General features: G+C 40.9%; 16 protein-coding genes and 2 riboswitches. Of the genes, 3 read left to right on the top strand and 13 right to left on the bottom strand.

Annotated elements, in window-relative coordinates; all coding sequences use genetic code 11:
• The first annotated feature begins 527 nt into the window (after positions 1-527).
• Positions 528-1787, top strand: a complete 1260-nt coding sequence (locus M3196_RS01370) for a YeeE/YedE family protein (protein ID WP_251320465.1) — start codon at positions 528-530, stop codon at positions 1785-1787.
• Positions 1788-2112: 325 nt separating this feature from the next.
• Here the strand turns inward: M3196_RS01370 and M3196_RS01375 are convergent, their stop codons facing one another.
• Complete coding sequence (locus M3196_RS01375) at positions 2113-3597, bottom strand: PTS transporter subunit EIIC (RefSeq protein ID WP_425310964.1); 1485 nt, start codon at positions 3595-3597, stop codon at positions 2113-2115.
• A gap of 122 nt (positions 3598-3719) precedes the next feature.
• Here M3196_RS01375 and M3196_RS01380 point away from each other — a divergent pair, with 122 nt between their 5' ends.
• Positions 3720-5447 carry an amylo-alpha-1,6-glucosidase gene (locus M3196_RS01380; RefSeq protein WP_251320467.1) on the top strand — a complete coding sequence of 576 codons (1728 nt, stop codon included), beginning with the start codon at positions 3720-3722 and terminating at the stop codon, positions 5445-5447.
• A gap of 39 nt (positions 5448-5486) precedes the next feature.
• Here the strand turns inward: M3196_RS01380 and M3196_RS01385 are convergent, their stop codons facing one another.
• A complete protein-coding gene (locus M3196_RS01385) occupies positions 5487-6206 on the bottom strand; it encodes a UTRA domain-containing protein (protein WP_251320468.1) in 720 nt (239 codons plus the stop codon).
• 138 nt (positions 6207-6344) lie between these two features.
• The gene (locus tag M3196_RS01390; protein ID WP_251320469.1) at positions 6345-7154 is read right to left on the bottom strand and encodes a serine hydrolase; all 810 of its coding nucleotides are present in this window, start codon (positions 7152-7154) and stop codon (positions 6345-6347) included.
• A 266-nt stretch (positions 7155-7420) separates the two neighbouring features.
• On the opposite strand from M3196_RS01390, the gene M3196_RS01395 reads away from it, so the two are divergent.
• On the top strand, positions 7421-8470 hold the full coding sequence (locus M3196_RS01395; RefSeq protein ID WP_251320470.1) for a styrene monooxygenase/indole monooxygenase family protein: 1050 nt from the start codon (positions 7421-7423) through the stop codon (positions 8468-8470).
• Positions 8471-8524: 54 nt separating this feature from the next.
• Here the strand turns inward: M3196_RS01395 and metH are convergent, their stop codons facing one another.
• From metH to M3196_RS01445, 10 genes are all read right to left on the bottom strand, one after another.
• Positions 8525-11980 carry a methionine synthase gene (gene metH / locus M3196_RS01400; protein WP_251320471.1) on the bottom strand — a complete coding sequence of 1152 codons (3456 nt, stop codon included), beginning with the start codon at positions 11978-11980 and terminating at the stop codon, positions 8525-8527.
• Complete coding sequence (locus M3196_RS01405; RefSeq protein ID WP_251320472.1) at positions 11973-13823, bottom strand: bifunctional homocysteine S-methyltransferase/methylenetetrahydrofolate reductase; 1851 nt, start codon at positions 13821-13823, stop codon at positions 11973-11975. The genes metH and M3196_RS01405 overlap by 8 nt, the downstream gene beginning before the upstream one ends.
• A gap of 62 nt (positions 13824-13885) precedes the next feature.
• Positions 13886-13999: riboswitch (SAM riboswitch) on the bottom strand.
• Between the two features lie 116 nt (positions 14000-14115).
• Positions 14116-14868, bottom strand: coding sequence for a sirohydrochlorin chelatase (locus M3196_RS01410; protein WP_251320473.1), 753 nt, complete (start codon positions 14866-14868; stop codon positions 14116-14118).
• On the bottom strand, positions 14869-15654 hold the full coding sequence (cobA, locus tag M3196_RS01415; protein WP_251320474.1) for a uroporphyrinogen-III C-methyltransferase: 786 nt from the start codon (positions 15652-15654) through the stop codon (positions 14869-14871).
• A 12-nt stretch (positions 15655-15666) separates the two neighbouring features.
• The gene (locus M3196_RS01420; RefSeq protein ID WP_251320475.1) at positions 15667-15888 is read right to left on the bottom strand and encodes a DUF3906 family protein; all 222 of its coding nucleotides are present in this window, start codon (positions 15886-15888) and stop codon (positions 15667-15669) included.
• Between the two features lie 14 nt (positions 15889-15902).
• On the bottom strand, positions 15903-17531 hold the full coding sequence (locus M3196_RS01425; protein WP_251320476.1) for a nitrite/sulfite reductase: 1629 nt from the start codon (positions 17529-17531) through the stop codon (positions 15903-15905).
• A gap of 19 nt (positions 17532-17550) precedes the next feature.
• A complete protein-coding gene (cysC, locus tag M3196_RS01430) occupies positions 17551-18150 on the bottom strand; it encodes an adenylyl-sulfate kinase (RefSeq protein WP_251320477.1) in 600 nt (199 codons plus the stop codon).
• Positions 18116-19312 carry a sulfate adenylyltransferase gene (gene sat / locus M3196_RS01435; protein ID WP_251320478.1) on the bottom strand — a complete coding sequence of 399 codons (1197 nt, stop codon included), beginning with the start codon at positions 19310-19312 and terminating at the stop codon, positions 18116-18118. The genes cysC and sat overlap by 35 nt, the downstream gene beginning before the upstream one ends.
• A 25-nt stretch (positions 19313-19337) precedes the next feature.
• The gene (locus tag M3196_RS01440; protein WP_251320479.1) at positions 19338-20042 is read right to left on the bottom strand and encodes a phosphoadenylyl-sulfate reductase; all 705 of its coding nucleotides are present in this window, start codon (positions 20040-20042) and stop codon (positions 19338-19340) included.
• A 209-nt stretch (positions 20043-20251) separates the two neighbouring features.
• Positions 20252-20395, bottom strand: a complete 144-nt coding sequence (locus M3196_RS01445; protein WP_251320480.1) for a DUF2292 domain-containing protein — start codon at positions 20393-20395, stop codon at positions 20252-20254.
• A gap of 86 nt (positions 20396-20481) precedes the next feature.
• A riboswitch (SAM riboswitch) is annotated at positions 20482-20587 on the bottom strand.
• Between the last annotated feature and the right edge of the window lie 18 nt (positions 20588-20605).

Below are 20605 nucleotides of genomic sequence, written 5' to 3' on the forward strand. Positions count from 1 at the left end.
GACCTCATAAGGATCTTCAAGACCTTCCCAAGGTCGCCCTTTTAGACTTGCGGAGGAGGAGGTAAAGATATGTCAATTAAGATTAAGAAATTGTGTTTCTTTTTAGTTAACATAATATATATTCTCGGAAGCTATGTAAAATAAAATAAAGGATATCTCAAAACCAAAGATTACTTAGGATAGTGAGACGAAATGAAATTTGTCGTGAATTTCAATTCATATTGTATCTAATTGTGAAATCTATTTTTATTTATCATCCGTAATCAAATATCTTAGCTGGAATTTAGACTTCTATATGATTTGTATTTAAATTAAATTTATATCTGCATTTCTTGATTTTTCATTTTTTTATTTATCTTTTTGATTCTTCAAATATATTTAAACTGTTCCAATCCTTTGTCAGCGCTTAAATCAAAACTTATTAATTTACCGCAAAAAAACATGCACCTATATCCTTTATTTTGAATACCATTCGTAGTATAATGCTTTTTAATTCCGATAATATTTATAGGATTAGGAGGGTTAGTTTGGCGCATTCATCAGTTAATACACAGATCTCTACACAACGGAAACACCAGCCTACTACGGTTGTCACTGAATTAAGTCCTTTGCAAAAGCCATGGGCTACATTAGGAATTCTCGCGGCATTGCTATTATTATTTTTAATCGTTAATACAGCTAATTGGACTCAGGGAATTCTTTTTATTATTGGTATTTTGCTTGGAAATGCGTTGCTATATGCTCGATTTGGTTTTACTTCAGCATTTCGCCGGCTAGTATCCGTTGGTAATGTTCAAGGGCTTCAAGCACATATGGTAATGCTTGCAGTTGCATCTACATTGTTTGCCGTAATTTTAAGTACAGGATTTAGTTTTACAGGAGCAGCCCCTGAAGGAAACGTGTCTCCAGTAGGAATCAGCATTTTATTTGGTGCTTTTCTCTTCGGAATCGGCATGCAGCTTGGAAACGGCTGTGCCTCTGGAACGCTGTATTCTTTAGGTGGCGGATCGTCATCAATGATTCTAACCTTGATTTCATTTATAGTGGGTTCAGTGATTGGTGCATATCACTTCACGTTTTGGATGGGGTTACCTTCCCTTCCACCTATCGCATTTAACCAGATTCCTGGATTTGGTTACCTGGGTGCATGGGTATTTCAGTTTGCATTGTTTGGTTTGGTCTATTGGATCACTCTACAAATTGCTAAAAAGAAAAATCCGCCAATGATGAAACCTCTGCCAACTACTGTTGGTTGGAAAAAGGTATTGCGTGGTTCATGGCCACTGTTTACAGCAGCAATTGTTTTAGCGTTGCTGAACGCTTTAACTTTAGCTGTTAAAGGAAGTCCTTGGGGCATTACTTCAGCATTTGCTCTCTGGGGCTCAAAAGCATTAATGGCAACTGGAGTTGATGTATCAAGCTGGGGTTATTTCGCAGGCAGCAAAGGTGATGCTTTATCAAAAAGCGTGCTAACCGATGCGACGAGCGTAATGAACTTTGGAATTATTTTAGGTGCATTTATATCTGCTGCTTTCCAAGGAACATTTAAACCAGGAAAAATCAAACCAGGTATTGCTGGGGCTTCTATTATCGGTGGATTGTTGATGGGTTATGGTGCACGCTTGGCATTTGGCTGTAACATCGGTGCCTATTTCAGTGGAATTGCTTCATTCAGTCTTCACGGCTGGGTTTGGGGAATCATGGCTATGGCAGGAACCTTCTTAGCCTTATTCATCCGTCCTCTATTCGGATTAAAAAACCCGAAATCAAATGACTCTGTTTGTTAATAAAAGCTAATATATACTAATATAAAAACTTCTGTTGCCTGAACTGTAGCCCGCAACAGAAGTTTTTATTTATTTAAATGCATTTATTCTTTGAACTTCCAAAGTCATTCCCTTGAATAAGAGCTGCGATCAGTTCTCTATTAACATAAAACTCAACCATGCTACAAACCCTACATTAAATACATCACCTGATAAATTACCTGTTTTATGCACTATTCAAATCGGAATCGTTCCGAAAATTTCCTCGTAAACAAAGAACCCCTATTTTTATAAGGGTTCTTTAAGTGGGCAAGTTTCTGCTCTTATTATTTTAAAATATACCGTCCTACGACTGTAATGATGCTTTCTCGGATTTTACCGAAGCATCTGCCTTAACCTCAGACTTCTTATCTACTGTTTTACTCACTTTAAATAAATTGCTTTTAAAGAATCCGAACGTTAATCCAACGGTAATGATAAATGTGATGGCCATTCCAATGAAGTAGAAGCTCCAGTGTTCTGGATAAACCGATAGGAATGATAATATCCCACCTACTCCTACAGATGTTGCTTTCACTCCTTGAGCCGCCAGGTAAGCACTACCGATTGCACTTCCTACCATTACGGCGATGAACGGATATCTGAAGCGGAGGTTGATCCCGTAAATAGCTGGTTCAGTTACCCCGAGCCATGCAGATAGCGTCGCAGTTAATGAAACACCTCTTAATTTTTGGTTTTGCTTTAGGATAAAGAACATCGTCAATGCTGCAGCACCCTGAGCAAGTGTAACCGTTTCCCCGATTGGCCATAAAGTGACGTAGCCAAGTGTACCGGCCATTTGCAGATTTACACCTAAGAAAATGTGGTGCATTCCTGTGATAACAAGCGGTCCTGAGATAAGTCCATACACGCCGCCGGCAAATGCAGGAGATACTTCAAACAGATAAAGAATCCCGTCTGTAATCCAGTTTGAACCTGCCATCGTAATGGGTCCTATAACTCCGAAAGTCAAAAGCCCCGCGAAAACCAATGCAAGCGGTGCCAAAAATAGCATTTGTAGATTATCTGGAATGAATCGCTTTAATTGCTTTTCAGACCAAGTTAAGATCCATGTGGCAAAAATAACAGGAAGAACTTGTCCTTGGTAACCGATCCTCGCAATGTCCCAGCCAAATAAGCTCCAATACTCAACATCCCCTGGATTCTCTGCATACGCATATGCAGACATTAACGAAGGATGCACTAATAATAGACCCAGCACGATACCCAATAATGGGCTTCCTCCGAATTTCTTTGCAGCAGACCAGGCGATAAGCACAGGCAGGAACGTAAACGCTGTGTTCGCAATGACATTGATAAATTCAGCAAAGCCTGTCCAACCCGTGTGTACATCGAGCAGTGATTTTTCATCATAAAAGATCCCAGGATTTGCAAGCATGTTATTTAATCCTAACAGTAACCCGGCAGCAACGATCGCCGGCAGGATCGGAATGAAGATATCCGCTAAGACCCGGACACCCTTTTGCAGGACATTCCCCTTTTCAGCCGAAATCTTTTTCATCTCATCTTTCGAAACTTCATCTGCTCCAGTCTGTTTTACAAACTCTTTGTATACTTTATCAACGGTACCGGGACCTATAATCACTTGAAACTGACCACTCACGGAAAACGTACCTTTAACTAATTCATTTTCCTCTAAAGCATCTTTGTCTACCAAACTCTCATCAACTAACAACAAGCGGAGTCTCGTCACACAATGCGATGCATTACTGACGTTTTCCGAGCCTCCGATATTTTTTATAATGTCAGAAACATTCTCTTTAAAACCCACCTTCATGACCTCCTTATTTAATCGCTTTCATTTTTTTCTAACTTGTTTAAACAAGTTCGTTATAGTACAGTATAGATTGTTATGAATAGTTGTCAAGAAAATTGTGAAAAGGAGTGTTGAATTTGGATATAAGAATCACGCCGATGAGCCACTTTGGTTCCTATATGGCCCTCACATACCAAGAGAGCGAAATCCCTGAGAAAAACGGGATCTATATCAATTCTGTACGGGGTAAATCCAAGCAGCATCAGAATGCGCTCAAGATCATCCCTACAGTGAACGGGACTCCTGTTAACTACACCTATAAAGCTGATGAATTTCAGATCTCGCTTACGTTCGATGGCGGGGATTTACACCTTTGTTTTGAAGATGCAGAGAGAATTTTTGTAAAAGGCAGCGGAGAAAACGTGGGGCTTACCCTCGATACCCAGCCGGTCTTTAACTTTGAGTATAACTATCTATTAGGAAATACCGGTGAAGAATTCTGCCTCGTCAACAGCTACAAGAATCTCACCAAGTATATGATCTTTGCACCCAACGGCTCAGTCAGCCTGCAGCAGAATGTATTCATGGACACGACAGGCAGTACGAATAAGGCCGATAATCTGTCCAGTATACACATTACCCAAAATAAAGGGAAACAAGACTTCCTGTGTGTCATCGAAGATGTCCCTACACACGGGGCTGTTCCGGAAAGAAGAGAATACTCGTTTGAAAACGCTCTGCGTAAAAGCACGAATCATTTCCTTGAATTCTTATCAAAGCAGCCTGTCGTTCCGGAAAGATACCAGCAGACCTTGAGAGAAGCCGCTTATCTTAACTGGTCCTGTATCGTGAATGAACAAGGTCTCTTGAAAAGAAAAGCCTTGTATATGTCTAACGCCAATTTCCCGGGCGTATGGAGCTGGGACAATGCTTTTAACGGATTGTCACTAGCTGGCGTTGATGATAAGCTTGCATGGGATCAAATCCAGCTTTTATTCGATCACCAGGACGAAAAAGGACAAATACCCGGATCCATCAGTGATTCGACCATCCGCTGGAATTTCTCCAAACCTCCTGTACAAGGCTTATTCGTGTTAAAAATGATGGAAAAAATGACGTTGTCTACCGAACAATTGGAAACGATTTACTCTCAAATTAAGAGGCATGTTGATTTCTATCTTCAATACAAGGATTTCAATGGTGACGGCATTTGCGAATACCATCACGGAAATGATTCCGGACAGGACAACAGCACTGTGTTCAGAGATGCTAATATCATCGATTCGCCGGATTTGACAGCATTCCTGATTAAATCGATGGACATGCTTGCGGTGGTGGCTGGTAAATTGGATCGTGGGCAAGATAAGACGTACTGGGAAAAGGAAGCCAATCGATACACACAGAAATTCTGCGAGTACTTCCTGATTGATGACCTCCCTGTAGCCCGTTTTACTAGAGACGGCAAAGTGATTCAGAGTCAAGGCTGTCTGCCACTGGTATCTATCATTCTGGCAAACAAACTGCCAGATCCTACTCGAAAAAAAATCATCCATACTCTAAGCAGCGACCGGTATTTAACAAAATGGGGAATTGCTTCAGAAGCGATCGACAGTCCTCTTTATGAAGAGGATGCCTACTGGAGAGGACCGATTTGGGCTCCTACCACCCTCCTGTTTGTAGAAGCATTTGAAGAATGCGGAGAACAACAATTAGCAACTGAAGTAACTGAGAAATTCCTCGAGCTTTGCAAGCACGGGGGCTTCGCGGAAAATTTCCACGCAGAAACCGGTGAGGGTTTACGGGACCTGGCCCATACGTGGACGTCTAGTGTATTTATCCATTTAGCAGCAAAACTAGCTTATTAATCAAAAAAAGTGTACGAGACCGGTTCTCGTACACTTTTTCTATTTCCTTTGTGTCTGATCAAAAAAGACAAAATTCCCTGGCGTATGCCTGGATTGGGTGTGCTCGAACATCACCCCGTCACCATTAAAGATGTGGCTTGTTACAACCACTACGCTATTAAATCCATCTAACTTTAAGTATTTTTCGTCCACTTCCGTTGTTCTTTCTACGACCATTTTTCTTTTTGCCGTAACCGCTCTTTGGTTCAATTGTTTTTCAAGAAATTCATAGATTGAATCCTCCGCGATATCGACCGTCAGCCCCTTCACGATATCCTTTCGGAAATAGTTATAGTCCATGATCACCGGATTTTCTTCAAGATAACGGATACGTTGCAGATGATACACTTCTACCCCGATCGGAAGCATGGTATGTTTATGAATCGCCTCATCCACAGTCAATTCCTCAAACACGACAACCTTCGTCTGGTGCTTTTTTTGATTTCGGAGGGCAAACTGCTTGAACGTTTCCGTCTCCCCAAACATGTATTCATTCTGTTTGAAATCCTGATAAATCACGCGGGCTCCCTGCCCATGCTTTGTTTGCACATACCCTTCATTCACAAGATTCCCGATTGCTCTCCGTACCGTATTCCGCGAGCATTCATACTCCTTCACGAGTGTATTCTCTGAAGGAAGCAATTGCTGATACTCATAGATATTCTGTTCGATTTTCTGTTTTAAATCATCATAAATTTCTACGTACTTGGTTTTTGGCATGATAGCCTCCTATGTTACCTATCCGTATGTATTATGCTTGGCGGCATCTTTTAATTAATGCCAGCAAGAACGTAAGACTCTTATATTCTTATAAAAGATAGTACCATATGTTAAAGTGTATTTTCTTATTTATATACCTTATTTGATAGCTCTTTCATACAGCAAAAATCCTAGTTCCCCCATGATACGTTTTGGCTCATATCGATTAGGTACGTTTTTACTTAAAACTGATATAGCAAAGGTTTGCCCGGGCAAATAAAGCAATCCCACATTATGCTCAACACCGGGTATATACCCCGTTTTATGAGCCATTTCCCAAATCGGAATCACTCCGATCATTCCGTTGTTTTCAGGAAGAAGCCTTGGCAGCAAATCATTCATTTTTTGTTGTTTCATAATTTCTATCATTTTACGGCATGTACTCATAGAAACAATATTACCCATAGCAACATTCCTAAGAAAATGATTCATTTCCTTTGCTGTTATTAAATTTGATTCATTATGTTTCCTCGATGGTTTAATCTGCAGTTTATGGCGAAACTGGCTTTGTTTAAAACCCCAAACTGTCATGTATAGCTGAATGTTCTCTAATCCAACCATATCGATTAAAAGATTTGTGGCTGTATTATCACTTTCAATGATCATCAGTACCACTAGATCATAAATCGTCCATTCCGTTCCTGGCGTTAGATTCTTTAAAATACCGTCACCTGACACGATATCTTCTGAACGTACTTGAATTTTATCAGATAATGAACGTTTTCCCTCGTTCACTTGTGCAAATACAGCTGCCATGATGGGGATTTTGATAATGCTTGCCGCATAGAATTCTTCATCTGGATTATGTACAAACTCTTCTTCTGTTTCGAAATGATATATCGAAACGCCATATTTTCCTTTTCCACAAGATATTAAATGCAGAAGATCATGCTCTGTCTGTTTCATCATAACCGCTTACCTTCTTTCTTTAAAATAAGGTGTTGATTTACCTATAGTCATTTTACATAATTCGTCGCATTTACAATAAACAGTTTTAAAATTAGACTAAAAAGCGTCAAATAACTTTAGTGTTAGGAGCGATTAATATTGAAAAAGCAAATATGTATTGTTGGAAGTGGTACATCTGGTTTGCAGCTTGCTTATGCACTCAAGGAAGATTCGATGTTACGGTTATACACGCTAGTTCGGCGGAAAAAATTCGAGCAGGTCGGGTTATGTCTACACAAGTTCATTTTGGTCCAACAAGGTCACGAGAAAGCCGATTCCAATTGCCAAAATGGGATGATAGTAATCCACTAAAAAGCATTCATATAACAATTGGGACTCAAAAATTATTTACTGGCATGTTAAAAGAAGATGCATTGTCTGTAGATCAGCGCCTCTACTTTTCCATGTGTATGGACGATCTTGAATCGAAAGGAGTTACTTTTCATCAGTTAAAAGTAACCACTGACGACTTAGAGAAGTTAATAAATGATTATGATCTAGTGATTGACTGTATAGGAAAATCAGGTCCTCTCTTCCCTTTCCCTTTAGAAAAAGAACTTTCTCCTTTTGATTTACCCCAAAGAAAATGTTTTGTAGGTTACTTTTTTGGTATTAAACCTAATGACCCGCTAGGTGTAAATGTAACAGTACTTCCTGAAATCGGCGAAATGTTTGAAATACCTGCTATTACAGAACAAGGTCCTGTCACGATCCTTTTCATTATGGCTGTGCCAAATAAAGATTTAGATATGTTTAAAGGAGTTAAGGATTCAATTGAATTCACAGAGCAAATGAAACAATCTGTTCAAACATTTTTCCCTGATATACACACACGAATGGATATTGAGAAATTCGCTTTGACTGATCAAAATGCCTTCCTTCAAGTTGCAATTAAGCCGGAAATTCGTATCCCTTATATAACTTATAATAAGAAAATCGTTGTAGGATGCGGTGACAGTGTATTTCTTAATGATCCTATCACTGGTCAGGGCAGTAATCTCTCATCCTATTGTGCAGAAAAGCTATATGAAACACTGATTGATTTTAAGCATGACAAATGGGATGAAAGCCTAGGAGAAACATATTGGAATAGAACAAAAACATATGTTAAAGAAGTTACTGAATGGACAAACGCAATGACTCAGCCACTTCCAGAGCATGTTGTTCAATTGTTATTAAGCGGTGTCGCGAGTCAAGAACAAGCTGATTCAATAGCTGAATGGTTTGCAGAACCTAGAACAGCTCATGAAGCTTTCTTCCAAAAAACAAGTATTTAATTATTTTAAAATACAAAAAAGCACCCTGTGAAGGTGCTTTTCGCTTTTATCCCACTAACTTAAGACGTTGAAATATCTCGCTTCTGGATGCGCAAATACGATAGCAGACACAGAGGCTTCTGGTTCCATCATGCAGCCATCTGTTAGTTGTATACCGATATCTTCAGGTTGAATCAGTTTAAATAACTTTTGCTGATCTTCAAGTTCTGGACATGCTGGATAGCCAAATGAAAAACGTTGCCCCTGGTACCGTGCGGAAAACCGTTCACGCATTGAAAAATCTACAGAGTCAGGAAATCCCCAGCGATCACGCATCTGCTGATGAACAAGCTCTGCAAAACCTTCTGCTGTTTCAAGCGCTAAAGCCTGCAGTGCATGACTTTCTAAGAAACGTCCTTGCTCCTTCATATCAGCAGCGAGTTCACGTATACCAGTTCCTGCAGTGACAGAAAAGAATCCGACATAATCCATTTCCCCGCTCTCTTTGGACTTAAGGTAATCCGCTATACAAAGATAAGGCTCTTTACTTTGTCTTGGAAAATCAAATCGCTCTATTACCGTTTTATGGTCTATAGGATCATATATAAGGACACTGTCATCATCTGATTGAGCAGGAAAGAACTGATACATCGCCGACGGATTGATTAAGTCTTTTTCTTTTGCCTCACTTAGTAAAGTATCCACAACCGATTTGATCTGAAGTGTTTTTTCGTCTTTTTCATCTAATAGCCTGGATATTTTACCTTTGATGCCAAGGTGGTGACCTAAAAGCATCTGTAAATTGATGTACGGCTGGATGTGTGAAAGTGAATAATTTCTTAAGATATGCCTTTTTGTATCTTTTGGAATAAATACTGGAGCGATTTGAGATACTTTTGATCTTACTTTAACTGCTGTAGCTACGGCAGCCGAACCGCCATCAAAACTGCCTGAATCCAGCGCTATTGATTTCTTTCTTTCATTAAATTCGGTTGAAAGCTTATCGTGATCTTCAGGCGATTGAAGCTGATTCGCTAGTGAAAGTCCTTCCATAGCATCTTTCGCATACAGTACCATACCTTCGTATTCCTTAGAGATTTTCGTATCCGTAAATTTCCTCGATAAAGCGGCTCCTCCAACTAAGATGGGTGTCGAAATGCTTGCTTCACGCATGTCATGAGCAGTTAGTACCATTTGCTGAGCGGATTTAACAAGCAACCCGGACAGCCCGATAATATCAGGCTTGTTTTTCTTTACAGCTTCAATCAATTCCAGCGGTGTGACTTTAATTCCTAAATCTATAACTTGGAATCCGTTGTTGCTTAAGATGATGTCTACCAAGTTTTTTCCTATATCATGAACATCGCCTTTAACGGTTGCAAGGAGAACCTTTCCTTTCGTCGATGAGGTATCGTCGCTCTCCATGTATGGCTCTAAAAAGGAAACGGAAGCTTTCATTACTTCTGCACTTTGAAGGACTTCAGCAACGATAAGCTGATTTTCGTTAAAGAGTCTTCCTACTTCCTTCATGCCATCCATAAGTGGTCCGTTTATAATTTTTAGAGGTGCTGGATACTGTTTTAACGCCAATTCTAAATCAGGGATTAACCCTTCTTTCGTACCTTCTAAAATGTAATATTGCAGCCGCTTTTCTAGCGTCATGTCAGGAAGCTGCGATTTTGTTTCTTTCTTTTTTCCTCGATAAAATTCCGTAAAGACTGCCAATGCCTCATCTGTTGTTTTAAATAATAGATTTTCTGCCATGCCGATCTCATCTTTAGAGATGGAAGCAAAGCGTTCGAGTTTCTCTGTATTAACAATGGCATAATCTAGTCCCGCTTGTGTGCAGTGATAGAGATACACGGCATTCAGTACTTCACGCCCAACAGGAGGCAGTCCGAATGACACGTTGCTGACTCCTAAAATCGTGAGACATTCCGGGAAAGTTTCTTTAATGAGCTGGATTCCTTCGACCGTTGCGTTCGCTGATCCGATATACTGCTCATCACCGGTTCCTACAGGAAACACGAGCGGGTCAAATATGATATCAGAAGGTGAAACGTTATACTTTTCCACTAGGAGCTCATACGATCTTTTTGCAATTTCAAGCTTTCGTTCTGCGGACACACCCATTCCTTTTTCATCAATGGTACCTACAACTATGGCCGCTCCATATTTATGTAAAAGCGGAATCACCTTTTCAAAGCGTTCCTCACCGTCTTCAAGGTTAATAGAATTGATGATGGCTTTTCCTTGTGAGTATTTTAAGGCAAGTTCTAAGACGGCTTCGTCGGTAGAGTCGATTACAAAAGGAATCTTTACTTTCTTAACCGCTTCCTTCATAAACTCTTCCATATCGTTTAATTCATCGCGATCTGGATCAGCCAAACAGACATCCAGTACATGTGCGCCGCCTTTTACTTGAGCTCTTGCGATTTCAGCTGCTTCCTCAAACTTCTTGTCCGCAATAAGCCTCTTAAATTTTCGTGAGCCAATTACATTTGTCCGCTCTCCTACCATGATAGGCCGTAAAGTCGGGTCATCATAAATAAAGGGTTCTATTCCTGATACCATGTGCGTCTCATTCGTTTGTAGCGAACGAGGTGAATAATTCTTCATTACGTTTGCAAGCGCTTCTATATGATCTGGTGTTGTACCGCAGCAGCCTCCCACAATATTCAGCCAGCCTTTCTCTGCAAATCCAGATAGTTTAGCTGCAAGTGATTCAGGTGTCTCGTGATAATTTCCTTCTTCATCCGGCAGACCTGCATTCGGGTAGCAGCTTACTGCAGTTGTCGATAGATCAGAAAGGGAACGGATATGATCTTGCATGAATTCAGGACCAGTCGCACAGTTTAACCCAACAGACAATGGTTTCATATGTTTTAGCGAAATATAAAATGCTTCAATGGATTGGCCGGCAAGTGTTGTTCCCATTGGTTCAATCGTTCCTGAAACCATGAGGGGAATTCTTTTTCCTGTCTGCTCAATAGCTTGCTCGATCCCCAAGAATCCGGCTTTTACATTCAGCATATCCTGGCTGGTTTCTATTAGTAAAAGATCTGCACCGCCATCGATAAGTCCTCTTGCTTGTTCTGCATACGCTTCCCGTAACGCATCAAACGTTGTTCCGCCAGTTACACTAAGCGTTTTCGTTGTGGGTCCCATTGAGCCAGCTACATACCGCGGCCATTCATTAGTAGATATGGCATCAGTTGCTTTTCTTGCAATCTCGGCTCCAAGCTTATTAATCTCGTAAGCCTGTGCACCAAGATTATACTCATCTAGTACTAGATTGGTTCCGCCAAAGGTATTCGTTTCAATAATATCTGCGCCAGCTTTTAAATATGTTATGTGAATGGATTCAATAACAGAAGGTGCTGTCACATTTAAATACTCGTTACACCCGTCGTATTCCTCACCGCCAAAATCTTCTGGTGTAAGTTCAGCATCCTGGAGCATCGTCCCCATGGCGCCATCCATGATTAATATTTTCTTTTTCAGCTGTTCTGCAATTAATGGTTTATGCATTCTGTGACCTCCTGACTAATAACGACGGGTCGTTGGCGCGTGCATATTGTGCTAGTTCAGCTGTTAGTTCGTAACGCATAAATGGTGTGATAAGATAAATACCGTTAAAAAGATCCATAGCAGCATCCAGCAGTGACTTTGATATCGCTAGTCCTTCTTTGCATGCTTGTTTTGGATCGTCTTTAAATTTGCTCATACGGTCACGAACGGAGTCTGAAAGTTTAATTCCTGGTACTTCATGGTGCAGAAATTCAGCATTTCGTGAAGAAGTTAACGGCATGATGCCGATATAGATCGGTTTATCCAGATGCTTGGTTGCCTCAAACGTCTCAAGAAGCTTTTCTTCTGAAAACACGGGCTGGCTAATAAAATAATCTGCACCATATTCGATCTTCTTCTCTAACCGTTCAACGGCCTTATCAATGGACCGGATGTTCGGGTTAAAAGCTGCTCCAACATTAAACGATGTTTTCTCACCTAGTTCTTTCCCCGATAACGATAACCCATGATTGAATTGCTTAATCAGCTTGATCAGTTCAAATGACGTTACATCGTATACAGACGAAGCTCCCGGGAAATCTCCGACACTTGCCGGATCACCAGTTACAGCAAGTATTTCGCGTATTCCATGTGTATGAAGACCCATCAAATGTGACTGAAGGCCAATTAAGTTTCTGTCACGACACGTAATATGAACAAGTGGGCGGAGGTTCAATTGTGACTGCACAATGGACCCCAATGCTGAATTGCACACTCTTGGGGATGCAAGTGAATTATCAGCAAGAGTTAATGCGTCTATTCCTGCTTCTTTTAATGCTTTTGCCCCTTCCATAAAGCGCGATGTATCTAACTTGCGAGGCGGATCTAATTCAACAATGATCGATTGTTTCTTTTTTACTTCTTCACTAAGTGGAACATATTTAGATTTTGAAGCTGATGGAATAATAATCTCTCTTTTTCTTTGTTTTACTTCTTTCTCTGTCACGGGTTCTAAGTTTTTCAGTTCACTGGAAAAAGCCCTGATATGGGCAGGCGTCGTGCCGCAGCAGCCTCCTAATAGCCGGACACCTTGTTGTCTGAATAAGTGAGCACATTCTTTAAAATAATCCGCATCACTCTCATATTGAAACTTTCCATCTGAATAGGAAGGCAGTGAAGCATTAGGAAAAGCGGACAGAAAGGCACGTTTTGGTATCGGCACTTCCTCTAACGTCATCAGCATGTGATACGGTCCTAAGCGGCAGTTTAATCCGACAACATCTGCCCCAATTTCCTCCAATCGTAACAAAGCTTCTGAAATGGGGGTGCGGTCCTGCATAAATCCGGTTTCCTGAAGAGAGACTTGAGCAATGATAGGCAGTGAAGTTTCTTTTCTTGCAATCTCTAAAACGGTCTCTAATTCTTCAAGATCATAATAGGTTTCAAGCTGGATGCCATCTACGTTTTCCATGAGTAAGCAATAAAGCTGTTCACGAAAACTGCGCTTTATTTCATCAAGTGAGATGCTGTTAGGTTTAATACCGCGGATTCCCCCAATGGTTCCCACAACATATTCGTTCTTTGCAGCTTTTCTCGCAATTTGAACAGCTGCTGTGTTGATCTCTTTTACTTGATCTTGGAGGCCATATCTTTCGAGTTTTGAATAGCTTGCTGCATACGTATTTGTTTGAATAATATCAGCACCGGCATCCAAGTAAGCCAGGTGGATATTATAGATCTGTTCAGGCTGCGATAGATTCAGTTCCTCATAACAGAAGTCAGAACCATAGGAATATAGCAAAGTTCCCATTGCACCGTCGCCGATCAGTATTTTGTTTTGCATTAAGTCACTTACTATGGTCATAATAGCCTCCTTATTAAAAAGAAAAAGCCTTCTATAAAGAAGACTTTTTTCAGCGTTTTGTCTTCTTATCTTCACAAGTCCGTGGATGAACTCGCAGGAATTAGCACCTTTTCAGCTTTACGCTGCTGGTTGCTGAGGTTTCATAGGGCCGCTCCCTCAACCTCTCTTGATAAGGGTTTTATTCAATTATTGGTTCCATAACTAGTTTACGTTCTGTTCTGTTCTTTAATGCCTGTTTATATACGTCCCGAATAGGTCTACATGTATGGGGTACATAAAATCCCTCACTTTTTTAAAATATCGCAAATTCTTTTGTGTGGAGTGTTTCTTTTATACGAGTCAGTAATACGTCTTTTAAGATAGGATGAAGTCCGAGTGTATCGCATAGTGCGACATCTTGCGCAGACTGCTCTAGATACCGTTTAATCGTTAGTTTCATTCCATTTATTAAAAGGCCTGAAAACAAAAGATAAGGGACAACAATTACTTGATCGTATGATTTTTGGCTGTTCCAGAGTGCTTCTTCAAAGCTTGGAGCTGCACCGGTAAGAAAACAAGCTTGGATACTTGGGATGCCATAATGCTGCTGAAGATTAGATGCAATTTTCTCTAGATCCCGCTTTACATCGGGATCTGTGCTTCCTCTTCCAACCAGCAAGATGTTTGTGTTTTCACTTAAACTAGCAACTCGTTTCGTGATCTTTTCCCACAATAGGTGGGAAATGGCTTCATGTACACCGAAAGCGCGGCCTTTTATGACTTCAATTTCAGGATGCTGGCTCTGCAAAAGTTGAAGTTCTTTTGGTATGTCTATTTTCACATGATTGGCTGACAATAAAAACACGGGAACAACAGAGATGCTCGTTGCCCCTTTTTGTATACATGCTTTAAATCCTTGTGAAATGGACGGTTCAGCTAGCTCTAAAAAACAGATCTCTTTTATCGGTACATCAACTGAAGCCATGCATTGCTTCACGAAGTGTTCTGCTTCGATCCGCCCTTTTTGAAGCCGTGTGCCATGACAGATAAAAAGCAATGCTTTCATCTAAAACGCCCCGCTTATGGCAGCAAGTTTAGCCGGTTCTTCATGCAGCTGTTCAAACCATTTAAGTTCATCCCGTAGACGCACCACTTCTCCAACAACAATCATGCTTGGATTTTCAATTCCTTCACGAAATATAATTCCTTCAATGGTTTCTAATGTACCCGTTACGGTTCGCTGATTTTCTAACGATCCCCATTGGACAAGGGCGACAGGAGTGTCTTTGCTTTTTCCGTGTTTCGTCAGCTGTTCACAGATATACGGAAGGTTGCCAACCCCCATGTAGATAGCTAACGTATCAATACCCTTTGCTAAGCTGTCCCATTTCAACTCCTCTTCTTCGCCCTTTTTTCTGTGGCCAGTGACAATCGCGTAACTTGAAGCGATGTTTCGATGTGTAACCGGAATACCGGCGTAGGCAGGTGCAGCTATTCCTGAAGTTATGCCAGGAATTACCTCAAATGAAATACGGCTCTTTGAAAGGGTTTCTGCTTCCTCTCCGCCTCTTCCGAACACGAACGGATCTCCTCCTTTAAGACGTGTTACGGTTTTGCCTTTTTGCGCATGTTTTACTAAAAAGCTGTTGATCGTTTCTTGTTTCATTGAATGGTAGTTTGGCAGTTTGCCGCAATAGATAAGGTCGCATTCTGGTCTTGCATGAGATAAAAGCTCTTTATTAACTAATCGATCATATAAAATCACGTCTGCTTCCTGTATGCAGCGTAAGCCCTTTACAGTAATTAACCCTGGATCACCAGGACCGGCTCCGACAAGATATACTTTTCCCATTATTATCACTCCTTAAGGATTTAGTATGGTTTCCCGTTCATGTAGTACAAACCCGTTTCCGCTGCGGATTTTTTTCTTTTCGTAAAGTGAAATCTCCTCAACATCAGGCTGTTTTAAGAAATACTTCTCAAGCTCAACATCTACCAGTTGAAATGCCTGTTCATCCTCTGAAGCGGCTATTACCACGGGTATAACCTCTGAATTTAAGATCACTTCAAAACGGTATAAATACATAGAATGACCTCCTTTTACGAAACTTTTTCTTCTAATTGTTCCGAGATTTGATCCAGCTCTATTTGAAGCGGTTCAAGACCAACTCTGTTGATATAATTGAAAAATGTTTCTAGCGGAAGCTTCGTTTCTTTAAAATGATTCAGAAAACGAACCAGAACTTCATCAAGAAGATCAGCATGAAACTTTCCTTTTAGTTTTTCATTAAATTTACCGCCATCATCAAGTGTTCCGCCAACATAGATCTCAAAGGCTTGCACCATCTTTTTTTCTTTTGTTTTTAACAGTACGCCTTGCAGGCCGATATCTGCGATCTGACGCTGTCCGCAAGAATTTGGGCAGCCAACCATATGGATCCTTACTGGAACATCAAGCTTGATCCGCTGATCCAGGTTTTCAGCAATATCGCGCATTCTTTCTTTTGTTTCAACGAGTGCCAAGTTGCAGTATTCAATGCCAGTGCAGGAAATTGAATGCCCGATAAATGAAAGAGGCTGAGTCGTGATTCGTTTAAAGATATCTTCTTGCAGCAGCGGCTCAACGTTTTCGTGTTTCACGTTAGGAATGATTAGATTTTGAGAATTAACCGTTCGGATTTCACCATTCCCGTGGTTCTTAGCAATTTCCGCAAGCTTAAGCACTTCATCCGCATTTAATCGTCCGACAGGTACATTAAAGCCAATATAGCTTAATCCTTTTTGTTTTTGAGGGTGAACACCATAGAAGTAACCGCCGTTCCAGCCTTGAAGTGCATCTCTGCCCTTTGAAGGGAGCGGTCCTGTATATTCTAAGAGCTTCTCTTTGAATTTTTCTGGACCCCAGTCTGCCATCAAGAATTTAAGACGCGCAAGATGGCGTTTTTCCCTGTAGCCGTAATCACGGAAAATAGTAGTAATGGCAATCGCCGCTTCTTTTACTTGATACGGTTCGATAAATACATCGAGCGGTTGTGCTAAGAACGGTCTAGATGATAAACCGCCTCCAATCTTGATGTGAAAGCCTGGAATCTCTTGATCATCAGCTTCTTTATATGCTGGAGTAAAAGCAACACAATTTATCTCTGCATGTGCACTGTTATTTACGTTAGAACTGATTGACATTTTGTATTTTCTAGGAAGGTTTGAGAAATCTTCATTATGCTGAAAGAACTCATACACTTCTTTTACAATCTCTGAGGTATCAAACAGTTCATGCGGATCTATGCCTGCAATGGGATTTCCCATGATGTTACGTGTAATATCGCCGCAAGCTCCTGCACTTGATAACCCGACGGCTTCTAGTCTCTGGAAAATATCCGGAATTTGTTCAATGGTCAGCCAATGAAACTGGATCGCCTGACGGGTTGTAATATCAAATACGCCTCTTCCGTAATCTTTACAAATTAAAGCAAGAGTTTTTACTTGCTCGTAGCTTAAAATGCCAGATGGAACATTCACCCTCATCATAAAGTAGCCGTCTTCTTTCGGACGCTGGAGGTACAGACCTGCCCACTTAAAACTGTCCCACTCCTCTTTTGGAATGGAGTCGAAGCCATTTTTGGCGTAATGAGGGATATCTTCAAATATTTTCAGACCATCTTTGACAAGCTTTTTCTGTTCGGTTTTATTGATCTTTGGATTATCTGCCCACGCTTTTTCATATGCCATTCGTTTTCGTCTCCTTTTCTTAAATCAGATTTCTGCTTTGCAAATAGGTTAAAATCACATCTACACACTCAGAAATACTTTGATCGTTTGTATGGATGGTAAGAGCTGGTGATACCGGTTCCTCGTATGGGGAATCGATTCCAGTGAAATCAGGAATCTCTCCTTTGCGTGCTTTGCTGTACAGTCCTTTCGGATCCCGCTTTTCACATTCTTCAATGGGACAGGATACAAAAATCTCAATGAATTCTTCTTCTGAAACAATTTCTTTTGCCTTCTCACGATCCTGTAAAAATGGAGAGATGAAGGCTGTCAGAACCACCGTTCCGTTATCAACAAACAGTTTGGAAACTTCTGAAATCCTGCGGATGTTTTCTGTCCGGTCTTCATCTGAAAAAGATAGATCACGGTTCAATCCATTTCGGATGTTGTCCCCATCGAGCACATAATTTCGGATGTTCCTTTCATAGAGTTCTTTTGCAAGTGCATTGGCTATAGTGGATTTTCCTGATCCCGACAGTCCTGTGAACCAAAGAACAAAGCTCGAATGATTGTTTTGCTTTCGCCGATCTTCTTTCGTAATGGAACTATCGTGCCAGACGATATTGTGCTGTTTGCTCATTTGTATCTCCTTCTTCTGTTTTTTCTTCATGGTTTCTCAACCCTCTTATCAACACTTCAACTACTTCTTTACGGCTGAATGTACTTGGGGGCAATTCCCCTTTCCTTAGAAGTTCCCGTACCTTTGTTCCAGACAAAATGACATGATGTTCACTCGGGTGCGGACACGTTTTAGAAGAAGCCATGGCTTCACATTCGCTGCAATAAAAGCTGTGCTCAAAGAAAAGTGTAATTATCCCGATCTCATCTGCTGTAAACTGTGAAAAGATCTCCTGAGCTTCATACGTCCCGTAATAATTGCCTACACCTGCATGATCCCGGCCAACAATAAAATGTGTGCAGCCGAAGTTCTTTCTCACAAGTGCATGGAAAATGGCTTCGCGCGGTCCTGCATAGCGCATGGCTGCAGGAAATACAGCAAGGAATACACGGTCACTCGGATAATAGTTTTCTAGAAGGACGTGATAGCTTTCCATCCGGACATCTGCTGGTATATCATCAGATTTTGTCTCCCCGACAAGCGGGTTTAAAAAGAGACCATCAACCGTCTCAAGCGCTGTTTTTTGAATATATTCATGGGCACGGTGAACGGGATTTCTCGTTTGAAAACCGACAATTGTTTTCCATCCTAAACTGCTAAACTTCTTTCTGGTTTCACTCGGATCAAGGTGATAGTCTTTAAATGATTTCTTTTCCTGCCGTTTAACGAGTGTTATGTCTCCGCCAACATAAACCGTCGGACGCTCAAGCAGCTTTTTCACACCTGGATGCTCTATGTCAGAAGTTTTATAGACTTTCTCTGCTTCACTTTGCTTATCAGGAAAATAGATATCGCCAACCTGTAAGATTCCGTATGTCTCGCCCTTATACGTTAGCCGAACTTCTTCTCCTGTACTTAGAGATTGTGCTGTTACATGAGTCACTGGCAAGGTGATCGGGAGGCTCCAAACCGTTCCATCACTCAGCCTAATATGATCTACAACCGATTGATAGTCTGCTTGGTTTAAAAAGCCGGTTAAGGGACTGTATGCTCCGATGGCAATTAATTCAAGATCACTAAGTGCTGTTGCATCAAGCTCTATTTCTTTTTGAATGTGATCATAAGGTGTATCTGGGTAAAACTGATTGATTAATGTTCCTCCGTGTGGCTTTATAGATGTCATATCGTTTCTCTCCTCCTATTTGTTCTTAGCCTTCATGAAGGCCGCATTCAAGTTTTCCAGTTCCTGACCAGCGGCCGGAACGAAGATCATCTGAGTTAATAGCTGCTTGTGTGCAAGGTTCACAGCCGATACTTGGATAACCGTTGTCGTGCAGTATGTTATACGGCAGATTATGTTTATGGGCATATCGCCAAATGTCTTTCCACGTCCAGTGAATGAGCGGGCAAATTTTAATACTTTGGAAACGCTCATCTTTGTTAATAAACTGCGTGTTTTGCCTTGTAGGCGACTGTTCACGGCGTAATCCTGAAAGCCAGGCTTTTACGCCGCCAAGCTCTTCTTCTAATGGAATTATTTTTCTGATGCTGCAGCACAGATTCGAATTCACCTTCCACAGTCCTTCGCCATGCTTTCTTGCCTGTTCCTCAAGTGTTAAATCCGGGGTCTTCAACTTGATTCGCAATGGTGGATACCTGTTCTTTGCAGCTTCAATCACGTCATATGTTTCCTGAAAATGCAGCTGTGTATCTAAAAAGACTACTTGAGCATCTGGTTTTACTTGGGAAACAAGATCAACCAAAACACTTCCTTCGATCCCAAAGCTGCACGCATATACGAGCTCGTCGCCATACGTTTCATAAGCCCATTTCAGGACATCTAATGCGCCTTTTGTGGGGTTATCACTATTAAACTCTCGAATTTTGTTATCCCACGTTTCATAGGTCAGCAATCTGTTACCTCCTTTTCGCCAATAAAAGAAAACTTGGTTGACGTATATGCATTAGCCTAGTGCACTTATACTATCGACTTTAACTTGTAACACCGTCGATTCTCACCTTGCTCCTAACAAGTTATATTTCTGATAGTACAAAAAAGCGGCTTTAACGTTTTAGGAACAAGCCCTATTCGTTAAAACCGCCTCTAGTTTTCTAGTCAGCGCTATTTAATTCTTACCTTCTCGTTTTTTTCAAGTTGAATGACTTTTCCATCTTGCACGATTAAAGTTATGGATCCAAATTTGATGTTGCTCAGCATTTTTTGAAGCTGAGGAAGAAAATCGTTATCACTGTTTTCGTTCGCCACTCCACTGGCCTCCCTCTTTTAAAATTATCTCTAAAAAAAATAAAAAAACCTTCCCATTTCGGAAAGATAGTGGAGGTAAACGTATTACCTTATCTTCCAAAATGTAAAAACATTCTGCTGGAGTTAGCACCTTACGAATCGCAGGTTGCCGGGTTTCATCGGGCCAGATCCCTTCACCACTCTGGATAAGAGTTTAATTTTTAAAAATCA

Source organism: Fictibacillus nanhaiensis (genome assembly GCF_023715445.1).
Taxonomy (GTDB): Bacteria; Bacillota; Bacilli; order Bacillales; family Fictibacillaceae; genus Fictibacillus; species Fictibacillus nanhaiensis_D.

Bases quoted from the DNA above. Each gene is read 5' to 3' on its own strand.
- sat (WP_251320478.1), bottom strand. From the start codon at position 19,312: ATGACATCTATAAAGCCACACGGAGGAACATTAATCAATCAGTTTTAC.
- cobA (WP_251320474.1), bottom strand. From the start codon at position 15,654: ATGGGAAAAGTATATCTTGTCGGAGCCGGTCCTGGTGATCCAGGGTTA.
- M3196_RS01420 (WP_251320475.1), bottom strand. From the start codon at position 15,888: ATGTATTTATACCGTTTTGAAGTGATCTTAAATTCAGAGGTTATACCC.
- M3196_RS01385 (WP_251320468.1), bottom strand. From the start codon at position 6,206: ATGCCAAAAACCAAGTACGTAGAAATTTATGATGATTTAAAACAGAAA.
- M3196_RS01395 (WP_251320470.1), top strand. From the start codon at position 7,421: ATGTCTACACAAGTTCATTTTGGTCCAACAAGGTCACGAGAAAGCCGA.
- cysC (WP_251320477.1), bottom strand. From the start codon at position 18,150: ATGAGCAAACAGCACAATATCGTCTGGCACGATAGTTCCATTACGAAA.
- metH (WP_251320471.1), bottom strand. From the start codon at position 11,980: ATGCATAAACCATTAATTGCAGAACAGCTGAAAAAGAAAATATTAATC.
- M3196_RS01390 (WP_251320469.1), bottom strand. From the start codon at position 7,154: ATGATGAAACAGACAGAGCATGATCTTCTGCATTTAATATCTTGTGGA.
- M3196_RS01425 (WP_251320476.1), bottom strand. From the start codon at position 17,531: ATGGCATATGAAAAAGCGTGGGCAGATAATCCAAAGATCAATAAAACC.
- M3196_RS01405 (WP_251320472.1), bottom strand. From the start codon at position 13,823: ATGACCATAGTAAGTGACTTAATGCAAAACAAAATACTGATCGGCGAC.
- M3196_RS01410 (WP_251320473.1), bottom strand. From the start codon at position 14,868: ATGAAAGCATTGCTTTTTATCTGTCATGGCACACGGCTTCAAAAAGGG.